Source organism: Photorhabdus sp. CRCIA-P01 (genome assembly GCF_003545805.1).
Classification (GTDB): Bacteria; Pseudomonadota; Gammaproteobacteria; order Enterobacterales; family Enterobacteriaceae; genus Photorhabdus; species Photorhabdus antumapuensis.
Map to the genome: position 1 here is coordinate 1 of NZ_NMQR01000057.1, position 20251 is coordinate 20251.

Sequence of the window (20251 nt, forward strand, 5' to 3'; positions counted from 1 at the left end):
AACTCAGAGTGCTTCTTTAGCTGCCGCGTTATCGTCCAGCCAACACCCCTGAAGGCAGGTCGGCCTGCGGCCTCCGCTAATTTACCGCCCCCCGCCCCAACCCTGCTTTACTGGCTGCGCGCGGCTCACACTGCGCTGCGCTCCGTTGCTCGTTGCCGTGCTCGCCATCTCCGCCCCGTGCAGCCCCCTGAGGGGGCTTCCCTGAACAAAACCGTGTGGTCATGCAAGGCCATGCGCAACCCGAAGCCACAGTGCCTCAGAGCGTCGCAGGGGCGCCGCTTGCGGGCTCTGTGCCGCCCGCGCCCGCAGAACGTGCGCCCGCCGCCCAGGCAAGCTGGGCGACGTTCGCCCGTTGCCGAAAAAGGCGCTACGCTGACAAAGGCCCGGCGGGAAAAACGGGCCGTCGGGAGCGAAAAGCGCGTCAGGGGGTTTTGGGTTCGGCGGTGAACGGACATTGGAAAAAACGGGTTGTAACTGACTGAGGGCATTAGGAAAATCGGTGTTCGATGGTCAACTTCGCACTGGAATGGGTTGTTATAAACAATACCTTTATGCAACCAGCTCCATTAATGCTGCCAAGAATCTCACATTAGTTGCGGCAGGTAACCTGTTAACATACGGAACACGTCTGATATCCGGCAGTGATATGATGCTTTCTACTGGTGGGAATATTCGTTTCGAGTCGTCAAAAGAATTTATCCAAGAGGGTAACATTGGGCGTTTTACGCAACATGCTAGCCAGCTTAATAGTGGTGGTGCATTAACTATTCGCTCTCAAGGCAGTATTTTATTCCAAGCTACGGAGTTAATTGCTAAGGGGGCGATGGATATCGCGGCACAAGGAGGCTTTCTTTATGCGCAAGCGATGGAAGAAACCTACCGATGGGAAGAAGAACGTAAAAGCTGTAAAAGACGCGCGGGTATTAAGTCCTGTAAAATTTTTGGTTCTCAGACGGAAACCAGAATAAAAGAGAGTTCAACAAATAAAGTCACCGAATTTACCGCCGGTGGCGATATTAACCTAATGGCGAAAGATGATGTGACATTGGAAGCGAGTAAGATCGAAACCAATAAGAACGCGAAAATCACCAGCCAGATGGGGAAAGTGAACTTCAGGGCGATGCCAAATATTGATTTTGAGCAGACCATCACGACGTCAAAAGGCTTGTTTATTACACACCGCGATCAAGGTAGCATCACGAAGGAATGGGTAATACCGTCAGTTCATGTTGGTGGTACTTTGACGGTGGGTGCGGCGAAAGGCGTCAGTGCAGATGTGAAAGTTAAAGAAGGACAATCACTAGAAGATGCGTTAGTGATACTTGGTAACACATCCGGTATCGAATGGTTGAAAAATCTGAAAGGCCGCAACGATGTACAATGGAACTTGGTTAAGGATGCTTACAGTAGCTGGGACAAGAAAAGCGAAAGCTTAAATCCAGTGGTTAGCGTAGTGATTGCGATTGCTGTCGCAGCAGCAACTGCTGGCTCAGGCCTTGCTGCTTGGGCAGGAAGTGGTGCTATGGGTGCTACAGGTGCAATGGCGAGTGCGGTTTATGGTGCTGCTTATGGCGGTATGATAGGGTTGACCTCTCAGGCTGCTGTTGCCTTAGTTGAAAATAAAGGGAATATCACTAATACGCTGGAAACCTTAGCTAAACGCGATTCAGTTAAATCCCTCGTGACGCAAATGGCTGTGGGTGGCGCATTAGGTGGATTAGACCACGCTATGGGGTGGGGGAAATTAGTAGAAGGGACCGGTGCTGTCGATACCGTAAAAACCAAACTTCCCTTGTTGAGTAATAATAATTGGAGTCAGGTGGCACAGCGTATTGCGGCGCACTCCGTAGTGAGTTCAACAATAGGCACTGCCATTAATGGAGGAAGTTTTACTGACAATCTGCAAACTGCATTATTGAGCAGTATTGGTAACCAGATTAATGCGGAAGGCGCCAAGCTGATCGGTGATAATGGAAAAATTTTAGGGCATGCAGGTAAAGCATTAAGCCATGCTGTTGTTGCAGGTATTAGTGCGGAAATCGCCGGAGGGGATGCCAAAGGTGCTGCTGCTGGCTCATTGGCGGCTTCGCTTGCGTATGCAACTTTAGATAATACATTCAGCGATCCGGCTAAAATACAAGCTGGAGGTAAAATCGTTGGTGGTATTGCTGGTGCATTTTCTACAAATAGTGCTCAGGGTGCTAACAGTGGCGCTAACTCCGGAGAGATAACGATTGTATACAATCATTTAGCTCATGCTCTAAGTGCTGCGGAAAAGCATAAGCCTGGAACAATAAAAGCCCATGAAGAAAAAACAGCCGAGCTTTGTGTGCAGTCACCGGATGTGTGTGAAAGAGCTGCGGCAACATTTAGCGTATCTGCTGATTTTCTTCCTGTGATTGGAGATATTAAAGGGTTTGCCGAAGCAGAAACTGCGATCGATTATCTAGCAGCGGCAGTAGGCCTGATACCAGGGGCTGGTGATGCTGCTGGGAAACTCCTGAAAGGAGCAGATAAGGCACTGAAACATGGTGACCTTGAAACCGCTTCAAAGCTGATTCATCAAGCTCATGATGAAATGGGTATATTGTCAAAAATTAATGTTGAACACGTTTTTCATGGTGAAATAAACCGAAGAGGAAATGCGGTTGGTTTTCATCATGAAGCAAGCATAGGTCATCAAAGAAGAGCGCGCATTACTGAAATCATAGCTCCTCCAAATGCTCAAGGCGTCTATCGCGGAAGAGTTGAAGTATTGAACTCGCAAACGGGGCAATGGGTTCAGAAAGGACCAATATCATCATTCTTCCCACAACCTTGGAATCGTCAGCAGGTGATGTCAGAAATTAAAGGGGCATTGAAAAATGCCACTGTACAAGGTAGTAAGTGGGAGGGGATATCACCAAGTGGAGTGAAAATTGGTGGTTATTTAGATAAAAATGGAAACATTAATACGGCATATCCTATTTATGAACCTTAAACAACAAATGAAATTTTACATTGATAAAGATGGTTATTGTAGCGTTGATGCAGACGAAGAAAATCGTCTTGTTGAATGGTTTTTGAAAGATGATATTCAAGGTTGTTTACATACTGCTAACGAATATATCGCAGCATGTAATTCTGTAGAAAATGGGCAAAATCCACAATGGGAAGGTACAGGCAATGCCCATACTGTAACCATCAAACCGGATGGTGTTGAAATCTTTAACGAATATACCGAAGAAAGCCTGAAAATTGCCACGATAGCAGAGTTCAAAGGTTATCTTGAGAAGTGGAAGGAATTACTTCTGAGTAGAGAATAAACATCAAAAAGCCGGAAGATCTCCGTGATCTTCCGGTTTTGTTCTTTCTTACCGTGGCGAATACCCATGATAGGCCAGCGTTGATTGAAGCTGTTCTGATTACCCATGTCTCTTTGTCATCAACCGCACAGGCGCGTATTTCCGCCCAGCTCAGCTGCTTAACCAGCCAGCGTTTCTTCGTGGCTCAAATGCACTTCCCTTATCTGCTTAATCCTTGCTGTCATGCTTTCCCCTCCCTTATGCGTTTCTTGTAGTTGCGTATTACCGCGAAGGAGTCCGCGTACCTCCTTAATTTTCGTGTCTTAACAATGATGGGGAAATGTGATCTGGTATTACTAGTCCGTGAGTTTTTAAAAATATATTATTGTTCAAATAATAACTTTTGTTATTATATTTATCATAATAATAATTTTGTTTTTAGTATTATATGTTGTGTTTTGTGTTTTTTTTATTTGTTTTTGAATTTAAATTTTATGTTTTTTTGTTTACTAAAAAATGATGTTGGTGTTACTATACTTTCAGTTGATATTTACGTGAGTTTATTTTTATAAATGTTAATTATTAAAGAGTTTGTGTAAAAGTATATCACTATTTTGGGGGGGGTGTTTATAGAGTAAAAAATTCTTAATTTAAAGAATGAATGGGGTTCGATTTTTATGTTGTTATGAAGCGTTATTAATTCTTGCAGCACAAGGTGATATGCAAAGTGATTTATTGTTTTTTACATACAAGGTATTAATTGTTTATTATGGTATCTTTATAAGCATATCTATAATTAATTGTCTATCAAACTGAGCTGAATTTTATTACCTAAAAATAGGTGGGTGTTTTTCTTTGAGTTAAGTATGAGCTGGTGCTTTAATAACTACGCCAATGTGAGATTTGTCAATGTGAAATTAAAATTGTTTTAATATTGCTAATTTATTCATTAAATAAGTGATTGCGTCCATTTAATATAAATTTAACTGGTACGGGGTTTTATATTTTATACGGAATTTATTCTGGGATAATGTTTATTATATTGATTGGTTAATAGTCCATGAACAATAAATCTTCATCTTTATTATTTGTCGTTTTAATGGCTTTTCTTTCTATGGGAGGGCTGGTTTCATCGGATATATTCCTACCCGCTTTGAGTAAAATGGGAAACTATTATCACGTTAGCGAATCTAGTATACAAAGTGCAATAGCTATATTTCTATTTGGTATAGCTTTTTCTCAACTTATTTATGGGCCATTAAGTGATTGTTTAGGAAGAAAAACGGTTCTTATTTCTGGAATGATTATATGGCTGATTTCGACAATCGGTATTTTTTACAGTACGCATATTAATGAGTTGCTATTATTGCGTTTATTCCAGGGAGTAGGCGCTTGTGCTGGTATTACATTAAGTCGTGCCATTATTAATGATTTGATGGGGAAGGAAGAAGCAGCCAATTTGTATCTGATTATTTTCCCTTTTGTGGGAATGTCACCTGCTATCGCACCAATGATCGGCGGTGTGTTAAATGAATATTATGGTTGGAAAGCCTGTTTTTTATTTCTTACTTTATTTATAACAGTCACGCTTATGTTGTGCTTGCTAGTTCTGAAAGAATCACTACCAATAAAAAAACGCCAAAAATTGAGTGTTAAAAATGTATTAGTCAGTACTTACCAGGTGATAATAAATAAAGAGTTTCTTTACTATGCAGCAATACCTTGCTTCGCTTATACGGCATATTTTTCTTATTTGATTGAATCTCCATTTATTCTTACAGCTATGGGATTACCAGAAAAATATGTTGGCTACACCTATATAATGCTCTCTTTGAGTTATGTGTTGGGTAATCTTACTGCTAAAAAATTAAGTCGCCAGCAGGGCATTAGAAAGACGATTTCTCATGGCTATCTCATCTTTGCTGTTGGAGGTATTGCTTTCACGATACAAATGTTTTTCAGTTCCTACCCATTGATAACTTCTGTGCTAACAATATCAGTATTGACTTTCGGTAATGGTTTTTTGCTGCCACTAGGTACTGTATCGGCAATTGCCACTCATTCTCAAGCAGCTGGGACAGCTTCCGGCGTAATGGGAACATTGCAATTAGGTAGTGCAGGACTGGCATCATTGCTTATTGGTTATATATCTCACCATGAACCTATTAAAGTGGCATCTATCATCACAGTTGTTTCCTTGGCCGGTAGCATTATTTATATAACGGGTAATAGAGGCAATAAAGAAATAAGTAAAAAACAAACAATAGAAACTAAAATAGGAATGAAAAATGGTTAATAATATAGATGTCACATTACGTGATGGTGGATACCTGAATAATTTTAATTTTACAACAGAATACGCTATAAAGCATGTTGAAGCGTTGACTAAAAGTGGCGTGGAATGGTTTGAAATCGGTTATCGCAATGGTTCTTTCAAACCTATCTCTAATATTGGCCTAACAGGTATGTCTCCGGATAGTTATATCCGAGATATTCATCAATCGGTACCTGAGGCAAAATTGGTCGTCATTGCCCATCCTCACAATATCAATGCTGATGATATCTATGCAATGAAGACGAATGGCGTTAGCTTGCTTAGGTTATGTATTAAAGCTGATAACCCGCAGCCATGTTTAGAGTTGTGCGAGATTGCTCGATCTACTGGAATGGCTGTGGGTATTAATTTTACACGAGTGAGTCAGCTCTCTATCAGTAAAATTATTGAAGTTGCCAAACAGTGTGAACAAGCTGGTGCTGATATTATTTACCTGGCGGATTCAAATGGTAGTTTGTTCCCTGAACAGGTAGCGCAGATGTTTTATAAATTAAAGTCTGCCACGCAATTGCAATTGGGATTCCATCCTCATGATAATTTGGGTCTTGCCACAGCGAACAGTATTGAAGCTATGAGAGCTGGAGCCAATTTTATTGATAGTTCTCTATCAGGGATGGGAAAAGGCGCCGGAAATCTCAATTTGGAAAGCTGGCTATCATTTCTCAATCTGAGCCAAAATAGTAAACAATATGACCTTGAACGAGTATTTAATCAACTCAATGAACTGCAATCCCATCATTTTTTTACCGCCTCCAGGCGCGATCTTATCGATATAATGATGGGTATGTACAACTTGAGTGTGGAAAATAAAACAGCTCTCGAAGAAGGGTTACGAAATGGTATTAATTATGCGTTTCAGGTTGTTAAATCTTTGCGAGAAGCAACGGCATGATACAGCATAATAACCGTGTCGGATGTTTCAGTCTCGAAGCGGTAATTCTTGCACCTGTAATGCCGCTTTGGGATCATGGCGATTTTTGCACTCCATTGCGCATATTATTACAGAAAGTGGGATATCAGGTGTCTATTATTGATACATTATCCTTAATTAATTCATCTGATCCCGACTACGCTATTAATATTATTGAATCTGAACTCAATCAACGTTTTTCCCAGCCTTATTTGCTTATCGGTTTTGCGATGTCAGGTACTCTAGTGCAATTGCTTGCGTCGCGCCTGAAAAATCTCACGGGAGTAATCTCAGTGAGCGGTCCTGGATATGCTGATTCGTTGTTGACCAATAGGCTGGAACAATTAATAGCATTACTGAATAGAAATCAGCTAGATGAAGCGATTTCTGTGTTACATGACTTTGTTATTCCTGAAGGTGGAACTCCACTTCCTAAGATGACTGCGGTACCTGACCATTTAAGAAATTCTGCTCGGGAACGCATGATAGTGGGATTTTCACTGTTGCTACAACTGGATGCCAGAACAATATTGTGCAATTACAAAGGAAAATTTCTGAGCATAGTTGGCGAATGTTCGCAATTAGCCACAGAATGTAATCAGGTGGTCAGCACTAATCCTACGCACTGTTTTGTTGTCGTGGATGGAGCAGGAATGCGGCCTTGGGAAGATAAGCCGTCATTTATTAACAATGTAATTAACGATTGGCTCAAAATCTTATGAATAAAAAAATTCTTGTATTGCCCGGGGATGGTATTGGTCAGGAAGTATGCGATGCTGCCCTTCCGGTTTTTCAGGCTTTAAATCTTCCTGTGACATTGGAAGTTGGGGATATTGGTTGGACTTGTTGGGAAAAAGAAGGTAACCCAGTACCTGACAGTACTTGGGGAAAAATAGCTTCAGTAGATGCGGTGTTACTCGGCGCTATCACCAGTAAAGGTAAAGAAGAAGCACAACAAGCGTTGCCGCCGCATCTGCGTGGGAAAATGAGAAATTATGTGTCACCTGTTATCCAATTACGCCAGCGTTTGGGATTATATGCAAATATCCGACCAGTGCGTTATGTAGAAGGGGACCGTAAACCATTTCGCTGTTGTGTTATCAGGGAAAACACCGAAGGACTATATGCAGGGTTCGATTTTAAAGGAATTCCCGTGACTGCAACGACTTGGTTACAGCACCCAAATATAGATAAATATGGTCCTGAAGAAGCGGCATGGACAGTCCGTTTACAAACCCGTTTTGGTTTAGAACGTTTGTTTATCACTGCATTTGAATATGCAAAGGAAAATAATTATTCCCGTGTAACCTTCGCGGATAAACCAAATGTAATGCGGGAAAGTGGGCACTTTGCAAAAGGTATTTTCGATACCGTTGCGGCGCGTTACCCTGAAATAAAAGCGGATATCCACAATGTGGATGCAGTGGCTTTATGGATGGTAAAAAAACCGCATGAATTTGGTGTCATTGTCGCTGAGAATATGTTCGGTGATATCTTGTCTGATTTGGCAGCGGGCGTAATGGGAGGGCTTGGTTTAGCGCCTAGCGCTAATATTGGTAGTGATATTGCATACTTTGAACCTGTACACGGTAGTGCGCCTGGTATGGCAGGTAAAAATAAAGCCAATCCGGCAGCGATGTTTTACACAATCGCATTACTACTGGAACATCTTGGTTTTGCTGATGCAGCACGGCAAATTAACTGTGCAGTAGATAATGTGATACGTGAAGGTCGAACTGTTACTTATGATCTGGGTGGTAGCGCAACAACCCAACAAATGGCTCGGGCTATTATTCGTGCTCTAAGTAAAAAATACACTAGCTATTCTGCATCGGTTATTACTGTTGGTGATGAACTCCTGAGTGGTAAATATCCTAATACTAATCTTCAGGATATTAGTGAATATCTCACGGAGCAGGGATATAAGGTGAAGCAACATCAGGTTTGTGCTGATGATATTAACCAGATTGCTACCGCAGTGGTTCGTGGGCTGGGGCAGGATACTCTCATTGTTGTGTGTGGTGGTCTTGGCCCGACACCGGATGATAAAACCCGTGAGGCGATAGCAAAAGCGGCAGGAAGCCCTCTGGAAATACGTGATAATGTCTGGGTGGAAGTCCAGCAACAATTGGAAAAACTGGGAGTATATTGTGATCCCTCGAATCGATTCCAAGCCATGTTTCCGTCCGGAGCAAAGGTTATTCCCAATATTACAGGTACAGCACCTGGTTTCAGTCTTAATGTTGATGGTAGCAAAATAGTTGTGTTGCCAGGGCCTCCCTCCCAAATGCGGTTAATGTTGTCAGAGGAACATTCTATCCCTCCAGTAGCTGGCATGAGAGAGCTAAACTACCATTGGACACTCATCGGCGTTAGTGAAAGTCAAGTAGGTACGATGGTGAACGCATTCTTTGATGGTGTTGAGTGTGATATTCACTATCTGTGGAAAGCGCCTTATGTAGTAGTACAAGTTATTACTCCTGCTAATTCCCCTCTTTCCGTACAGCAATTGGCTAACTTTGGCGCCATGTTTGAAAACAAATTGGTTAGTGATTGCCAGATGACTGCTATGGAAAAACTCAGTGAACAATACCGTATTAACTGGTTCACGGATGATGATGAATTAAATACATATCTACACACAACATATGCAGTAAATAGTCCTTCAAAATCTCTTTCGGTGAATATTACAGCGTTTCCTTCTATAAGTTCATTTTTGTCTGGTGAAGAAATGCTTGGGCAGATGACCCTGACGACCATAGATGATGAAGGACGACAATATTCGGTGGATTTTCCATGTAATAAATTGCTACTGCAACAATCTATACCAGAATACGCCGCCTGGAGTGTCCTGCGCGCACGTGCATCCAAAGAGGAAATGTAATGCAAACTATACAAATTGATCAAATCAAAAAGCGTTTAATGGAGCTTGATAGTGCGGCCATATCGGATGCAATGGATAGTCTGCATATTCCTGCTGGATTGGCTGGAATTGTGCCACGTAGTAATGTCGGGATTAAAATGGCGGGACCTGCTTTTACTGTGCGCTATGAACCTATCATTCCGGAACAGGGTAAGTTTCTTAATGCTGGAAATTACATTGATGAAGTACCTGCTGGATATGTAATAGTAGTTGATAATCAGGGACGTACGGATTGTACCAGTTGGGGTAATATCTTAACTTTTAAGGCTGTACAAAAAGGAATCGCAGGTTCTGTGATTTATGGGTCAGCCAGAGACTTGTCTGAGGTTCGCAGATTGGAATATCCCTTATTCACGACGGGGGTTTATATGGTATCCGGAAAGAATCGTGCCAAGGTTGCTGCAAAACAATGCACTCTGGATATTGGCGGTGTAGCGATATCCCCAGGAGATTGGATTTTTGCTGATGATAATGGTGCGCTAGTCATCCCGCAGCAGCATTTGCTTACTGTTATTGAGCGTGCGGAAAATGTTGACAAAACTGAACAAGCTATTATTGAGGCTATAACTAATGGAGAAGATCTGGTTAACGCCCGTGAAAAACTGGGATATGCCGTACCTTGGAAAGCTGTTCAATGAGTCAGATATTTATAGAATACTGGGAGAAAAAACTTCGTTTTCTGGATGTACATTATCATGCCCGCCCCGATAGTTATATTCGGCGGTACAATGTACTTGAAGCTGGAAGGGAATACGCCCGACATGGTGGTGGAGTTGTACTTAAAAACCACCTGGGGAGTGTTACTGCTTTGTCGTCACTGGCTCAGGAGGCAGGGCTTCCGGTTTTTGGTTCGGTAGTATTGAACGCAACCGCTGGAGGGCTGGCAATTAACTCTGTTATCCAGTCACTGAGTCAGTACCAGTTCTGTAAAGCTCCGCGGCTGTTGGTTCATCTGCCAACTATTGTCCCGACAAGCCATAAAAGTGTAATGAAACGTGCTTGGGCAAATGCTTTCGCGCAAACTTTCGCACAGCAACCTTTATCTGTTGTTGATAGCAATGGGCGGTTGCATAACGAGATCCATGAGTTAATTAGTTTTGCGCAGCAGCATAATATTGTGTTGTCATCCGGCCATGCTTCACGTTATGAGGTTATGCAACTTATTGATGCGATTACTGCTGCGGGTGGTTGTAAGTTCATGCTGAACCAACCTGCCAGCCCTATGACAGGATTAAAAGCGAAAGATCTTAAAGCGCTGGGTGAGCATGAGTGGCTTTATGTGGAGCAAACGGCATTAACTGTTTATCTTGGTTATCAGACAACCGAGGATTTTTTTGAAGTGTTATCGGAGGTGAATAATGTTGTCTATAGCTCTGATCTTGGACAGCCAGTTCAGCCAGATGTTGAGCAGTGGTTGAGCGATAGTGAACGCTGGTTTAAAACCGCTGGCCTTGGTGAAGAACACATCCGAGATATCTCTTTACTGAATCCACTGCGGATGTTGGCTCCGGGTTAGATATCAGATTCATCGACTGAGAAAATGATAATTATCCATTGTTGGTTGAATACGGAAAGTTGCAACAAAGATCTATGAAACTAGCCGAAATTATTTGACTACAACACCACTAGAACATGACCATGCTCGCGTTTTCAAAAATGCTATAGCAATATCCAAATCATTTGTGAAGTTGACGGGTAATGGTCTTGATTTTGTTACAAGAAAAATAAATGCAGGCTCTGTGTGTGAGAACCCTCTGGTGCAAGTTATAGATGCCGGTTTGTTGAACCCAACATCGTGTTAATTTATTGATTTGGTTTGGATGGCTTGACAGTTGCAATGGAACTTGTGAATATTGCGATCGAACGAAAAAAGAACATCTGATTTCTCAGATATCCTAATCTTAGAACCTTTATACTTATATCTAAGTAGCGCAAGACTGATCAATCTACAATTATGCACTTTTAGGTTCCTGTATTGAACGCCCGTCGAGTTTTTTAATCTCTCAACCAACACACTTTGAATTGGTGCCCGGAGGCGGAATCGAACCACCGACACGAGGATTTTCAATCCTCTTGCTGAGATGTTGGTGTTTTGTAATCAATGCGAGAATTTTGTAATTAAGATACTGGGTTAGTACTTTTCATATTTCGAATTACTTAAATTCGAGTGTGCAAAATGAAGATACTTCCCGTAATTTCTCCTAAAGGTGGCGAGGGTAAATCCACACATGCTGCCAACCTAGCCGGTTTTCTTGCTGATGCCGGATTCAAAACTCTCCTTCTTGACGCTGATTATTCTCAACCCACTTCAAGCAGTATTTTTGCACTTGAGTACGAAGCCCCAGCTGGTTTGTATGAGCTTCTTATGCAAACTGTTGACCTGGGTCAGAAAGACCAGATTATTTCACGTTCAGTGATAAATAATTTGGATGTCATTATTTCCAATGATCCTGATGAACTCCTGCCTACGGCCATGCTTCATGCACCCGATGGACGTTTGCGTCTGAGGAATATATTGCAGCACCCTCTGTTCAGCCAGTATGACGCTATCATCATTGATTCAAAGGGAGCTACTGGTGTGATGGCGGAGCTGGTTGTGCTGACGGCCACTGAATTTGTATTGGGTGTGATTAAGCCCATTCTGCCAGATGTCCGTGAATTTCTGCGGGGATCGTTGCGGATGTTGACGCGACTGCAATCGTTTGAGCGTTACGGTGTTCGATTACCTTTAATTCAGATACTGGCGAACGGCATTGAGGGGACTAATCTTGACCGCGATACGTTGAATGAACTGGCCCATATTATCGAGCATAAGCGTTACGATACGACCTCGCTTGATGGGCGAATAGTGTATCGACTGCTGAAAACCCGCATCGATCTGCTTGATATTTATAAGCTGGGGCATGTACGTGCTCAACCTGTTCACCGTCTTGAATACAAAACTACCCGTAAAAGTCCTGCTGCTGCGCAAACGATGCATTGTCTGGCTTGTGAATTGTTCCCTGAATGGCATGAACAGTTTGATGCACTGATTGCGAATAAGGGGGCAAAGAATGCGTGACCCTTTCTCTTTACCGGATGGCATTGAACAACCGTATTCTTGTGATGCCGAGCAAGCTGTTCTCGGTGGACTGATGTTGGACAATGATCGATGGGATGAAATCATACCGCTGATACATGCTGATGATTTTTTCCTGCCCGCTCACCGACGGATTTATGGCGCTGTCGCAACCATGTTTGCGGCCAATTTGCCTGTTGACGTACTAACGTTGTCTGAAATTTTAGAGCAAAAGGAGCAATTAAAACAGGTTGGAGGATTTGCTTATTTAGCCGAACTCGGCAAAAACACACCGAGTGCTGCAAATATTGTTGCCTATGCGGAAATTGTTCAGGCCAAAAGTCGCTTGCGTCAGTTGATAACGCTGGGAAATGAGATGAGCGCTCAGGCTAGTCATCCCCGTGCTGAGTTTACTGACATTACTGAAATGGCTGAGCAGCGTTTATATACGCTGTCTGAGCAGAGAGCTGCGCATCAAGATATTAGCTTGAAAGAAGGGCTGGGTTTGCTGATTGAAAAATTAGAGCAGGCCAATGGCGGTAATGGGGTAACGGGTACCCCGACAGGCTTTAGTGAACTGGATACCAAAACCTGTGGTCTTCAGCCGGGTGACCTTATCCTGCTGGCCGGTCGGCCTTCTATGGGGAAAACCGCACTGGCACTGGCTTTCTGTCTGGGCGCACTGGAGAGTGCCCCTGATGATGCTGTTCAGATTTTTAGTCTGGAAATGCCGATGGATCAATTACTGATGCGGATGGTGTCCATGTTGGAGCGTGTTCCGCTTGAACGTCTGCGCAGTGGATTAATGGATGATGAAGACTGGGCACGGCTCAGCAGAGCAATGGAGACGCTAATTCAATGGGAAAATAGGCTGATAATTGATGACAGCAGTTATCAGACCCCGGCTTTATTACGCGCCCGTGCCCGCCGGAATGTGCGCAAATACGGTCGACCTTCATTGATTATGGTGGATTATCTGCAACTTATCCGAAGCCCGGAGCAGGAAAACCGAACGCAGGAAATTGCAGAAATTTCCCGTAGCTTGAAAGCGCTGGGTAAAGAATTGGGTTGCCCAGTACTTGCGCTTTCACAACTTAATCGTCAACTAGAGCAACGTGCAGATAAACGCCCTAATAACGGGGATTTACGGGAATCGGGAGCGCTAGAGCAAGATGCTGATCTGATCTTGTTTGTTTACCGAGATGAAGTGTATGACGCCAATACATCGGATATTGGGGTAGCAGAAATCATTATTGGTAAACATCGCCAGGGATCGATTGGAACAGTCAAGATCCAGTTTGATGGCGCCTGTACCCGGTTTAGTGATCTTACTGAGAAGTATTATGATCTTGGTGCTGAAAGGGGAAATAGATGAGTAAGTATAAAACCTCTCTAAGTGACGCAATACTTCAACGTGGCAAAACACCACAATCACTCACGGGTACTGTTGTTTTGCCTATAGCAGAAATGCCAATGGTATTAACGCTAGATGAGTTACAGCCAAACCCGGATAACCCTCGCCTCAGTCGTAATCCCCGTTTCGACGATATTAAGGCTTCTGTTCGTGCCAGAGGACTGGATTCTGTACCGAAAGTGACGCGAGATCCAGAAGAGAGTGGAAATGTTTACATTTTCAGTGATGGAGGTAATACCCGTTACCAAATCCTATGTGAATTATGGAAAGAAACGGGTGAGGAACGCTTTTTTCGAATCCCTTGTTTGTTTAAACCCTGGCCAGGTCGGTTGCAGTGCGTCATCGGGCATCTGGCAGAAAATGATGTTCGGGGGGATTTAACGTTTATAGAGAAAGCCCTCGGTGTTTGCAAAGCAAGTTCTATGCATGAGAAATGTCTGGGAAGACCTATCTCACAACGAGAATTAACTGACTTACTAAAACAAGAAGGGTTTCCAATATCACAAACCAGCATCAGTCAGATGCATAACACGGTGCAATATTTATATCCTCATATGCCCAATTTGTTGATATCTGGTATGGGGCGTCCGCAAGCAGTAAACATATTGTCTTTACGCATTGATGCTCAAAAAACATGGAATAGTTTTTCTTCAGAGGCATCGTGTGAGAAGGACTTCGATTCAGTTTTTGGTGAGGTGTGTCAGCGCTTTGATAATCCTGAAGTCTATTCTTTTGACATGTTACGGGATGAACTGATTGGGGAATTAATAAAAGCTTTGCCACATCCTGCCCTTAATTATGATCGTTGGTTATTGGAACTCGATCCGAAAGAACGAAACCGTCGTCAGTTATTTGGTGAGCCCCCTCCTATTGCTGAACATTTGCGCGATGCGGATATACAAGCCGCTGAAGTGTCTGAAAAGTCGGTACCGCCTGTGACTAAAAGCGCTGCTTGTGTTTCGGCAGGGGAGTCTGAGTCGCATGGGGAGGTTATCGAATGTCTGGAAGATAAAAAGGCTGAGGAATATGAAGCTTGTCCGCCCAAAATTGAAGTTCAACCTGATGTATATGAAACTCGGCCAACGTTATCCAGTGAATTATCGACAATACAGGATAAGGAAGATATTGCGCCTTTAATGTCAGCACCTTTATCGCAGACAATTCCCTCTACGTTAAGTGGATTTAATCACTGTCTTCCAACACCACCACAAACTTCATTATTAACAGAGCCCGCGCCATCTGATGGATTGAGTTTTGCACAGACTGGTCTGGAGCCGGTCAGTGATATCTGGTCTATCTCACCGGTACGAGATGATATTGAGCATTTACAAGATATGGCGTTTCGTTTGGCATTCGAGTTAGCCGAAGAAATGGGGGGAGCGGATGAACTTGAGGAAGCTAAAGATACGGCCTGTGAAGTGGGTTATCGATTAGCTGATTCCCATACGGCATCACGTTTTGTACAGGTTCTGTTGTCGTTAACGGGGGATAGTGACAATAACGGTGAATCAGATATAGACATGTTGGGAACCTGGTTTATAGGGTCTGACAAGGATGCGCCAGTATTGTCTGATGTGGCGGTAGTGAAATTTATGCGTCTTATTCGGGTGCTGCGCCGGTTACGTGAACTGCAACGCGAGTTGTCAATCGTTTCAACGGAGGGAGATTGCAATGTCTGATGATATTGATGACACAACGGCTCAGGCTGTTACCGCGATGTGGCTGGAGGAACGGATAGCGGCTGTCCGGCGGGAGATGCATACCGGTAGGGTATCACTGAAATATTGTGAAGGATGTGGTAATCGGATTGACGAGCAACGTCGACAGATTTTATCGGGGGTACGGCTGTGTGTTGGGTGTCAGGAAGTTGCTGAGCATTGGGAACAGGTCAGACGTGTTATCAGAGGCCGTCGTGGTTAGTAAGTTCAGATCTTATGTGTTCCAATTTTGTTCAGACTATTGCATTGAGAGAGGTGCCTTATGAGTCAGATATCCCAGGTAGCCAACGCCTTGTTGACACAACTGGTCATGGAGCTGAAGTCGGGTTATCTCCGTCGTTGTGAAGCACTGGGTTTGATGGACGAAGAAATGCGGATGCTACACAGCCTGACTGTGGAAGACTTGCATTATCTGATGAATAGTCCGGTGTCAGTCCTTACGCTTCGTATCCATCATGAAAATTTTGCGTTAATGCTGCAACAAGCTCGGCGTGAACAAAAACGTCTACAACGTCTTGATCAGGCTCTGATGTTGGGGGGCTCAATTGAATTGATGCAACACTACTTTGGGTTGACTTCTGTTGAGGTGAGTTCCCGTCGTCGTATGTTAGGCATTGAAGCTCGCCAGGGGCGATGTCTTATGCTGGCAGATAAAGAAAGTGCTGAGGTTTGGCGACTATGGAAAACGCATGTCACTGATCTGGATAGTGCAGATGGGCTGGATGTGATGATGCAGGCTGCTGAACAGCTGGCTGTGTCACTGACGGCAGTCTGGAATGCTGTACGTGGTTGGATTGAAGATGAAAAGAACACGGTGAAACCTGAGGTTGGCCAGGGACGGCAAGACCGGTGAAAAAGACAGAGATCACTCAGGGTTTGTTGGCCCCCTGTTCTGTACCGCTTGTCTATAGAAGGAAAGCGGTAGAACAATTGAAACGTTATCGGCAGGGTAGCAAAAATTACACTCGGATCAGAGCGAAAGGCAAAGGTAAGGTTTCTTATCGTTGCTTAAAAATCGATATTGGCATGTTTTGGCGGTTGTTGAGTCGTAACGGAGGACGAGATTGGGAAATGATGACACATGAGCGGTACAACAATGAAATCTGGAAATAACGCACGGAAAGCCCCTTTGTCCTCTGATAGCCTCATTGCTTTCACGCTAGAACAAATGAACGCACGACTGGTAGCGCAAAGCGGGGGCGATGAGAAAAAACAGTTGCGCAGTGGGTTGTTGTATCTGGGAAATGTGCATGATGCCATTCCCCGTCAGTTAATCCTGGATACCCGATTGTCTCCACTCGATAAGATGGCCTGGATAATGATACGCCTGTATGCACAACAAAATGCAGGGGCAGTCTTTCCTACCTATGATGAACTGCAACTGCAATTGGCTTCTCCGCACAGTGGTAAGGCGTCACGGGAAACCGTCAGCCGAGTATTACTGATGTTGCGAATAACCGGTTGGCTGAGTTTGTGCAAACGAGTCAGGGATGATAAGGGGCGTGTGAAAGGAAACATCTATGCTCAGCATGATGAACCCTTGATGTTTCATGATGCTGAAGCGCTTGATCCCAACTGGCTGGACACGGTGGGGGAGGCGTGTCGTCACAAAAACCGGGTGATTAGCCAGACTGCCTGGTCAGTGTTGATGGAAGTTAAAGATGATCCGATGATGCGCCATCGCCGCTCCCGCATTGCTTTACTGGAAAATCGGTTAGGTCAGGTACAAACGCCGCAACAAATGGCGGCGTTGCAAGCAATAAGTCAGCCAGGTTCGGTAACCGAACTTAATCCAAAAGGTCAGCACAGACTGAGTTCGGAAACCGAATTCAATACAAAAACAGGGAACAGTAATCCGAATTCGGCAGCCGAACTCAGTCTAAAATCAATGGGTTATGACAGAGTTCGGCAATCGAACGGTTACGTACGTCATTTCACACACAGTGTGAATAAAAATACGTACGTAGCAACATCGGATGGTGATAACCCGATTGTTGAGCATTTGTTGCCTGTAGCGTTAAGAAATCAGCTCTCTGATGACGACATCAGAATGCTGACGGAACAACTCCAGGCACTTCCGCCTGATCAGAGGCATTTGGTGTTGGATAGTCTGCGAGCTCCATTGGAAAGCGGTTCGTTAAAAAACCCGGTGGGGTACTTGTTGATACTGATGAAGCGTGCCAGGCAGGGGGAGTTACGCGATCCTGGCATAGCGAACAAAGTGGAAAATCTTGGTGCAAAGCAAACTATACCTGCCCGCCGCCAGAAAGAAATTTTTTCTGCGCCAGAGGAGCGAAGAAAGGCCACTCCTGCTGTGATGAGAAACGTGATTGCTGAAATTCGGCAGAATTTGATGAAAAGATAAATAGGGTCACTTTGGATGAGTCTTAAAGGGGTTATAGCGTCAGGCGTTCCGAGGCATATGGGTATTTTTAAATGTCATCAAATAGATAAAAATGGTGATTAGAGTCTAATCATGGTTCGAACAACATACAGTGATTAGAGTCTAATCATTAGGGTTATGGGATGCTAATCAGGTTTTTGGGGTGAGGAAAAAAGAGTTTTGAATTGTGGTAACAGCCTGATAACGCAACTATCTCAGTGAGACCCTTAATGTCACAGAGAGAATGTACCATGACTGAAACTAAAGATACGTATGCTGTTCGCTCAGGCGCACTGCATTCCTCACTTACCATTGAGTTGCATACTCATTACGCTATCAGCCTGTGGAATGGTCGCCGGAATGAAAGCAGCAAAAAGAATAAACCGGTGATTATTAGCATGCCGCGATTTTTCTTACTAGCCGGTCGGATTAGCCATGATTCCCTGATAGATAATCCGTATGCCGATATGGCGATGTTGGCACTGGAAACTAAGCTCGCCTCTGCTCATGACCAGATGCAGGCGGCGTTAGCGGAACTGGAGGCTACACTCTCGGGGGTACCTGCTCAGATCCATTTATCTGATATTGCTTCTATCGCCCCGCTCAATATTGGTGTCTACAGTCGCACTCCTTTGGGTTACCGCTGTGTTTGGCTATTAGTGGGTTACGATCAACTGGTGATGAAAGCTTTGCAGGCACACCACTATGCGCTGATTTCCCGTCAGCAATGTGACGGATTTTTAAAAAAAGGGGGGCACTGGGTACGCCAAATCTACGGTGCTGTCCAGCCGTATCGTAGCTTTGCTGTTACTCGTGACGATATCCTTTCCCAAACCTCTGCTGGCAGGGAAGCTATTACCCGTTTGGGGCTACCGGATGAGGGTGTTATGCGGGGTGAAAAACGTTCTGTTTTTTCTCCTGCATTAAAAAGTACGGTAAAGCAGAAATAAGCGATGAAACTGTTTCTGTGTGAAAAACCGTCTCAGGGGCGGGATATTGCGACGGTATTAGGTGCAACAAAGCGTGGGCAGGGGTATTTAACTGGGCCGGGGGTGACGGTGACTTGGGCAGTTGGGCATTTATTGGAAACTGCCAGTCCAGAAGTTTACGGTGAACAATATGGTGCTCCCTGGCGGGTATCGGTATTGCCGATATTGCCGACGTCCTGGCAAATGGTGGTCAAAAAGGAGACGGCTGACCAGTTTGCTGTTATCAATTGTCTGTTGAAACAAGCGGATGAAGTGGTGATTGCCACTGATGCTGATAGAGAGGGGGAAGTGATTGCCCGGGAGTTACTGGATTATTGCCAGTTTCAGGGACAGATATCTCGCTTATGGCTGTCTGCTCTGGATGAGGTGAGTATTCGTGCGGCGCTTGCTAATATTTTGCCCGGTGAACGAACGGCATCGTTGTATTTGGCGGGACTGGGACGAGCCAGAGCAGATTGGCTTATCGGTATGAATCTTACTCGACTCTATACCGTGAAAGCCCGTGAAGGCGGATATAGTGACATTTTGTCTATTGGACGTGTCCAGACACCAACTTTGGCACTGGTTGTCTTTCGAGATCAGGAGATTATCGCTTTTACGGCTAAGCCTTATTGGCAGGTGGTGGCTGACCTTCAGTGTGACGGACGAATTTTCCGGGCGGATTGGGTGCCCGCTGCGACCTATTGTGATGAAGAAAAACGTTGTATTCATCAGCATGTAGCGCAGGCGGTAGTTCAGTTATGTCAACAAGCTGGTGTAGCTACGGTATTGGAAATCAATACTAAACGGGAAAAGCATGCGGCTCCGCTTGCATTTGATCTTGGTAGTTTGCAACAGCTGTGCTCGAAGAAATGGGGCATGGGGGCTCAGCAGGTACTGAATATTGCCCAGAATTTGTATGAGACGCATAAAGCTACGACCTATCCTCGTACAGATTGTGGTTATCTGCCTACGGCCATGCAGGCGGAAATTCCGCAAGTATTGGATGCTGTGGTTAAAAGTGATCCTGCTATGCGGGTGGTGGTAGATAGTCTGGACAGGACGTTGATTTCGCGTATCTGGAATGACAAAAAAATCACGGCGCACCACGGTATCATTCCGACAAAACAGCCCTGTGATATGAATAAGATGACTGATGATGAGCGTAAAGTGTATCAGCTGATACGTCAGCATTATTTGGTACAGTTCCTTCCTCTGCATGAAGTGGATATAACCGAAGCGACTTTCGACATTGGTG

Annotated in this window: 19 protein-coding genes; 18 read left to right on the forward strand and 1 reads right to left on the reverse strand. The window is 44.2% G+C overall.

Features of this window, described 5'->3' with window-relative positions; all coding sequences use genetic code 11:
* Positions 1–76 precede the first annotated feature (76 nt).
* Positions 77–223, reverse strand: coding sequence for a hypothetical protein (locus D3222_RS25185; RefSeq protein ID WP_157975386.1), 147 nt, complete (start codon positions 221–223; stop codon positions 77–79).
* Between the two features lie 276 nt (positions 224–499).
* On the opposite strand from D3222_RS25185, the gene D3222_RS21020 reads away from it, so the two are divergent.
* The 18 genes from D3222_RS21020 to D3222_RS21105 form a co-directional block, all read left to right on the forward strand.
* Positions 500–2980: a DUF637 domain-containing protein gene (locus tag D3222_RS21020; protein WP_232832608.1), complete on the forward strand. Its 2481-nt coding sequence runs from the start codon at positions 500–502 to the stop codon at positions 2978–2980.
* Positions 2970–3305 carry a hypothetical protein gene (locus tag D3222_RS21025; RefSeq protein WP_232832609.1) on the forward strand — a complete coding sequence of 112 codons (336 nt, stop codon included), beginning with the start codon at positions 2970–2972 and terminating at the stop codon, positions 3303–3305. The genes D3222_RS21020 and D3222_RS21025 overlap by 11 nt, the downstream gene beginning before the upstream one ends.
* Positions 3306–3358: 53 nt before the next feature.
* Entirely contained in the window at positions 3359–3559 is a 201-nt protein-coding gene (locus tag D3222_RS25190) for a hypothetical protein (RefSeq protein WP_157975387.1), read from the forward strand.
* A gap of 785 nt (positions 3560–4344) precedes the next feature.
* A complete protein-coding gene (locus tag D3222_RS21035) occupies positions 4345–5580 on the forward strand; it encodes a multidrug effflux MFS transporter (RefSeq protein ID WP_118987869.1) in 1236 nt (411 codons plus the stop codon).
* Positions 5573–6511 (forward strand): 3-hydroxy-3-methylglutaryl-CoA lyase, encoded by a 939-nt coding sequence (locus D3222_RS21040; RefSeq protein ID WP_118987870.1) that lies wholly within the window; start codon positions 5573–5575, stop codon positions 6509–6511. Before D3222_RS21035 ends, D3222_RS21040 begins: the two co-directional genes overlap by 8 nt.
* On the forward strand, positions 6508–7251 hold the full coding sequence (locus tag D3222_RS21045; RefSeq protein ID WP_118987871.1) for an alpha/beta hydrolase: 744 nt from the start codon (positions 6508–6510) through the stop codon (positions 7249–7251). Before D3222_RS21040 ends, D3222_RS21045 begins: the two co-directional genes overlap by 4 nt.
* Positions 7248–9413, forward strand: coding sequence for an isocitrate/isopropylmalate dehydrogenase family protein (locus D3222_RS21050; RefSeq protein ID WP_118987872.1), 2166 nt, complete (start codon positions 7248–7250; stop codon positions 9411–9413). The genes D3222_RS21045 and D3222_RS21050 overlap by 4 nt, the downstream gene beginning before the upstream one ends.
* A complete protein-coding gene (locus tag D3222_RS21055) occupies positions 9413–10090 on the forward strand; it encodes an RraA family protein (RefSeq protein WP_118987873.1) in 678 nt (225 codons plus the stop codon). Before D3222_RS21050 ends, D3222_RS21055 begins: the two co-directional genes overlap by 1 nt.
* A complete protein-coding gene (locus D3222_RS21060; protein WP_118987874.1) occupies positions 10087–10968 on the forward strand; it encodes a DUF6282 family protein in 882 nt (293 codons plus the stop codon). Before D3222_RS21055 ends, D3222_RS21060 begins: the two co-directional genes overlap by 4 nt.
* Positions 10969–11628: 660 nt before the next feature.
* A complete protein-coding gene (locus tag D3222_RS21065; protein WP_118987875.1) occupies positions 11629–12513 on the forward strand; it encodes a ParA family protein in 885 nt (294 codons plus the stop codon).
* Positions 12506–13885 (forward strand): SPI-7-type island replicative DNA helicase, encoded by a 1380-nt coding sequence (gene dnaB-PI, locus D3222_RS21070; protein ID WP_118987876.1) that lies wholly within the window; start codon positions 12506–12508, stop codon positions 13883–13885. The genes D3222_RS21065 and dnaB-PI overlap by 8 nt, the downstream gene beginning before the upstream one ends.
* Entirely contained in the window at positions 13882–15603 is a 1722-nt protein-coding gene (locus D3222_RS21075; protein ID WP_118987877.1) for a ParB family protein, read from the forward strand. Before dnaB-PI ends, D3222_RS21075 begins: the two co-directional genes overlap by 4 nt.
* Positions 15596–15844 (forward strand): TraR/DksA C4-type zinc finger protein, encoded by a 249-nt coding sequence (locus tag D3222_RS21080; protein ID WP_053093464.1) that lies wholly within the window; start codon positions 15596–15598, stop codon positions 15842–15844. The genes D3222_RS21075 and D3222_RS21080 overlap by 8 nt, the downstream gene beginning before the upstream one ends.
* Before the next feature lie 60 nt (positions 15845–15904).
* A complete protein-coding gene (locus D3222_RS21085) occupies positions 15905–16495 on the forward strand; it encodes a DUF2857 domain-containing protein (RefSeq protein ID WP_088374638.1) in 591 nt (196 codons plus the stop codon).
* Complete coding sequence (locus D3222_RS21090) at positions 16492–16755, forward strand: ParE family toxin-like protein (protein ID WP_049584442.1); 264 nt, start codon at positions 16492–16494, stop codon at positions 16753–16755. Before D3222_RS21085 ends, D3222_RS21090 begins: the two co-directional genes overlap by 4 nt.
* Entirely contained in the window at positions 16724–18007 is a 1284-nt protein-coding gene (locus tag D3222_RS21095; RefSeq protein ID WP_118987878.1) for an STY4528 family pathogenicity island replication protein, read from the forward strand. Before D3222_RS21090 ends, D3222_RS21095 begins: the two co-directional genes overlap by 32 nt.
* 269 nt (positions 18008–18276) lie before the next feature.
* Positions 18277–18975 carry a PFL_4669 family integrating conjugative element protein gene (locus D3222_RS21100; protein WP_118987879.1) on the forward strand — a complete coding sequence of 233 codons (699 nt, stop codon included), beginning with the start codon at positions 18277–18279 and terminating at the stop codon, positions 18973–18975.
* Positions 18976–18978: 3 nt separating this feature from the next.
* Positions 18979–20251, forward strand: a 1273-nt coding sequence (locus D3222_RS21105; protein ID WP_118987880.1) for a DNA topoisomerase 3, incomplete at its 3' end; no start/stop codon positions are given.

Coding starts and splice junctions, on each gene's coding strand:
- D3222_RS25185 (WP_157975386.1), bottom strand. CDS start 223: ATGACCACACGGTTTTGTTCAGGGAAGCCCCCTCAGGGGGCTGCACGG.
- D3222_RS21100 (WP_118987879.1), top strand. CDS start 18,277: ATGACTGAAACTAAAGATACGTATGCTGTTCGCTCAGGCGCACTGCAT.
- D3222_RS21050 (WP_118987872.1), top strand. CDS start 7,248: ATGAATAAAAAAATTCTTGTATTGCCCGGGGATGGTATTGGTCAGGAA.
- D3222_RS21045 (WP_118987871.1), top strand. CDS start 6,508: ATGATACAGCATAATAACCGTGTCGGATGTTTCAGTCTCGAAGCGGTA.
- dnaB-PI (WP_118987876.1), top strand. CDS start 12,506: ATGCGTGACCCTTTCTCTTTACCGGATGGCATTGAACAACCGTATTCT.
- D3222_RS21095 (WP_118987878.1), top strand. CDS start 16,724: ATGAGCGGTACAACAATGAAATCTGGAAATAACGCACGGAAAGCCCCT.
- D3222_RS21085 (WP_088374638.1), top strand. CDS start 15,905: ATGAGTCAGATATCCCAGGTAGCCAACGCCTTGTTGACACAACTGGTC.
- D3222_RS21040 (WP_118987870.1), top strand. CDS start 5,573: ATGGTTAATAATATAGATGTCACATTACGTGATGGTGGATACCTGAAT.
- D3222_RS21055 (WP_118987873.1), top strand. CDS start 9,413: ATGCAAACTATACAAATTGATCAAATCAAAAAGCGTTTAATGGAGCTT.
- D3222_RS21025 (WP_232832609.1), top strand. CDS start 2,970: ATGAACCTTAAACAACAAATGAAATTTTACATTGATAAAGATGGTTAT.
- D3222_RS21060 (WP_118987874.1), top strand. CDS start 10,087: ATGAGTCAGATATTTATAGAATACTGGGAGAAAAAACTTCGTTTTCTG.
- D3222_RS21065 (WP_118987875.1), top strand. CDS start 11,629: ATGAAGATACTTCCCGTAATTTCTCCTAAAGGTGGCGAGGGTAAATCC.
- D3222_RS21080 (WP_053093464.1), top strand. CDS start 15,596: ATGTCTGATGATATTGATGACACAACGGCTCAGGCTGTTACCGCGATG.
- D3222_RS21075 (WP_118987877.1), top strand. CDS start 13,882: ATGAGTAAGTATAAAACCTCTCTAAGTGACGCAATACTTCAACGTGGC.
- D3222_RS21035 (WP_118987869.1), top strand. CDS start 4,345: ATGAACAATAAATCTTCATCTTTATTATTTGTCGTTTTAATGGCTTTT.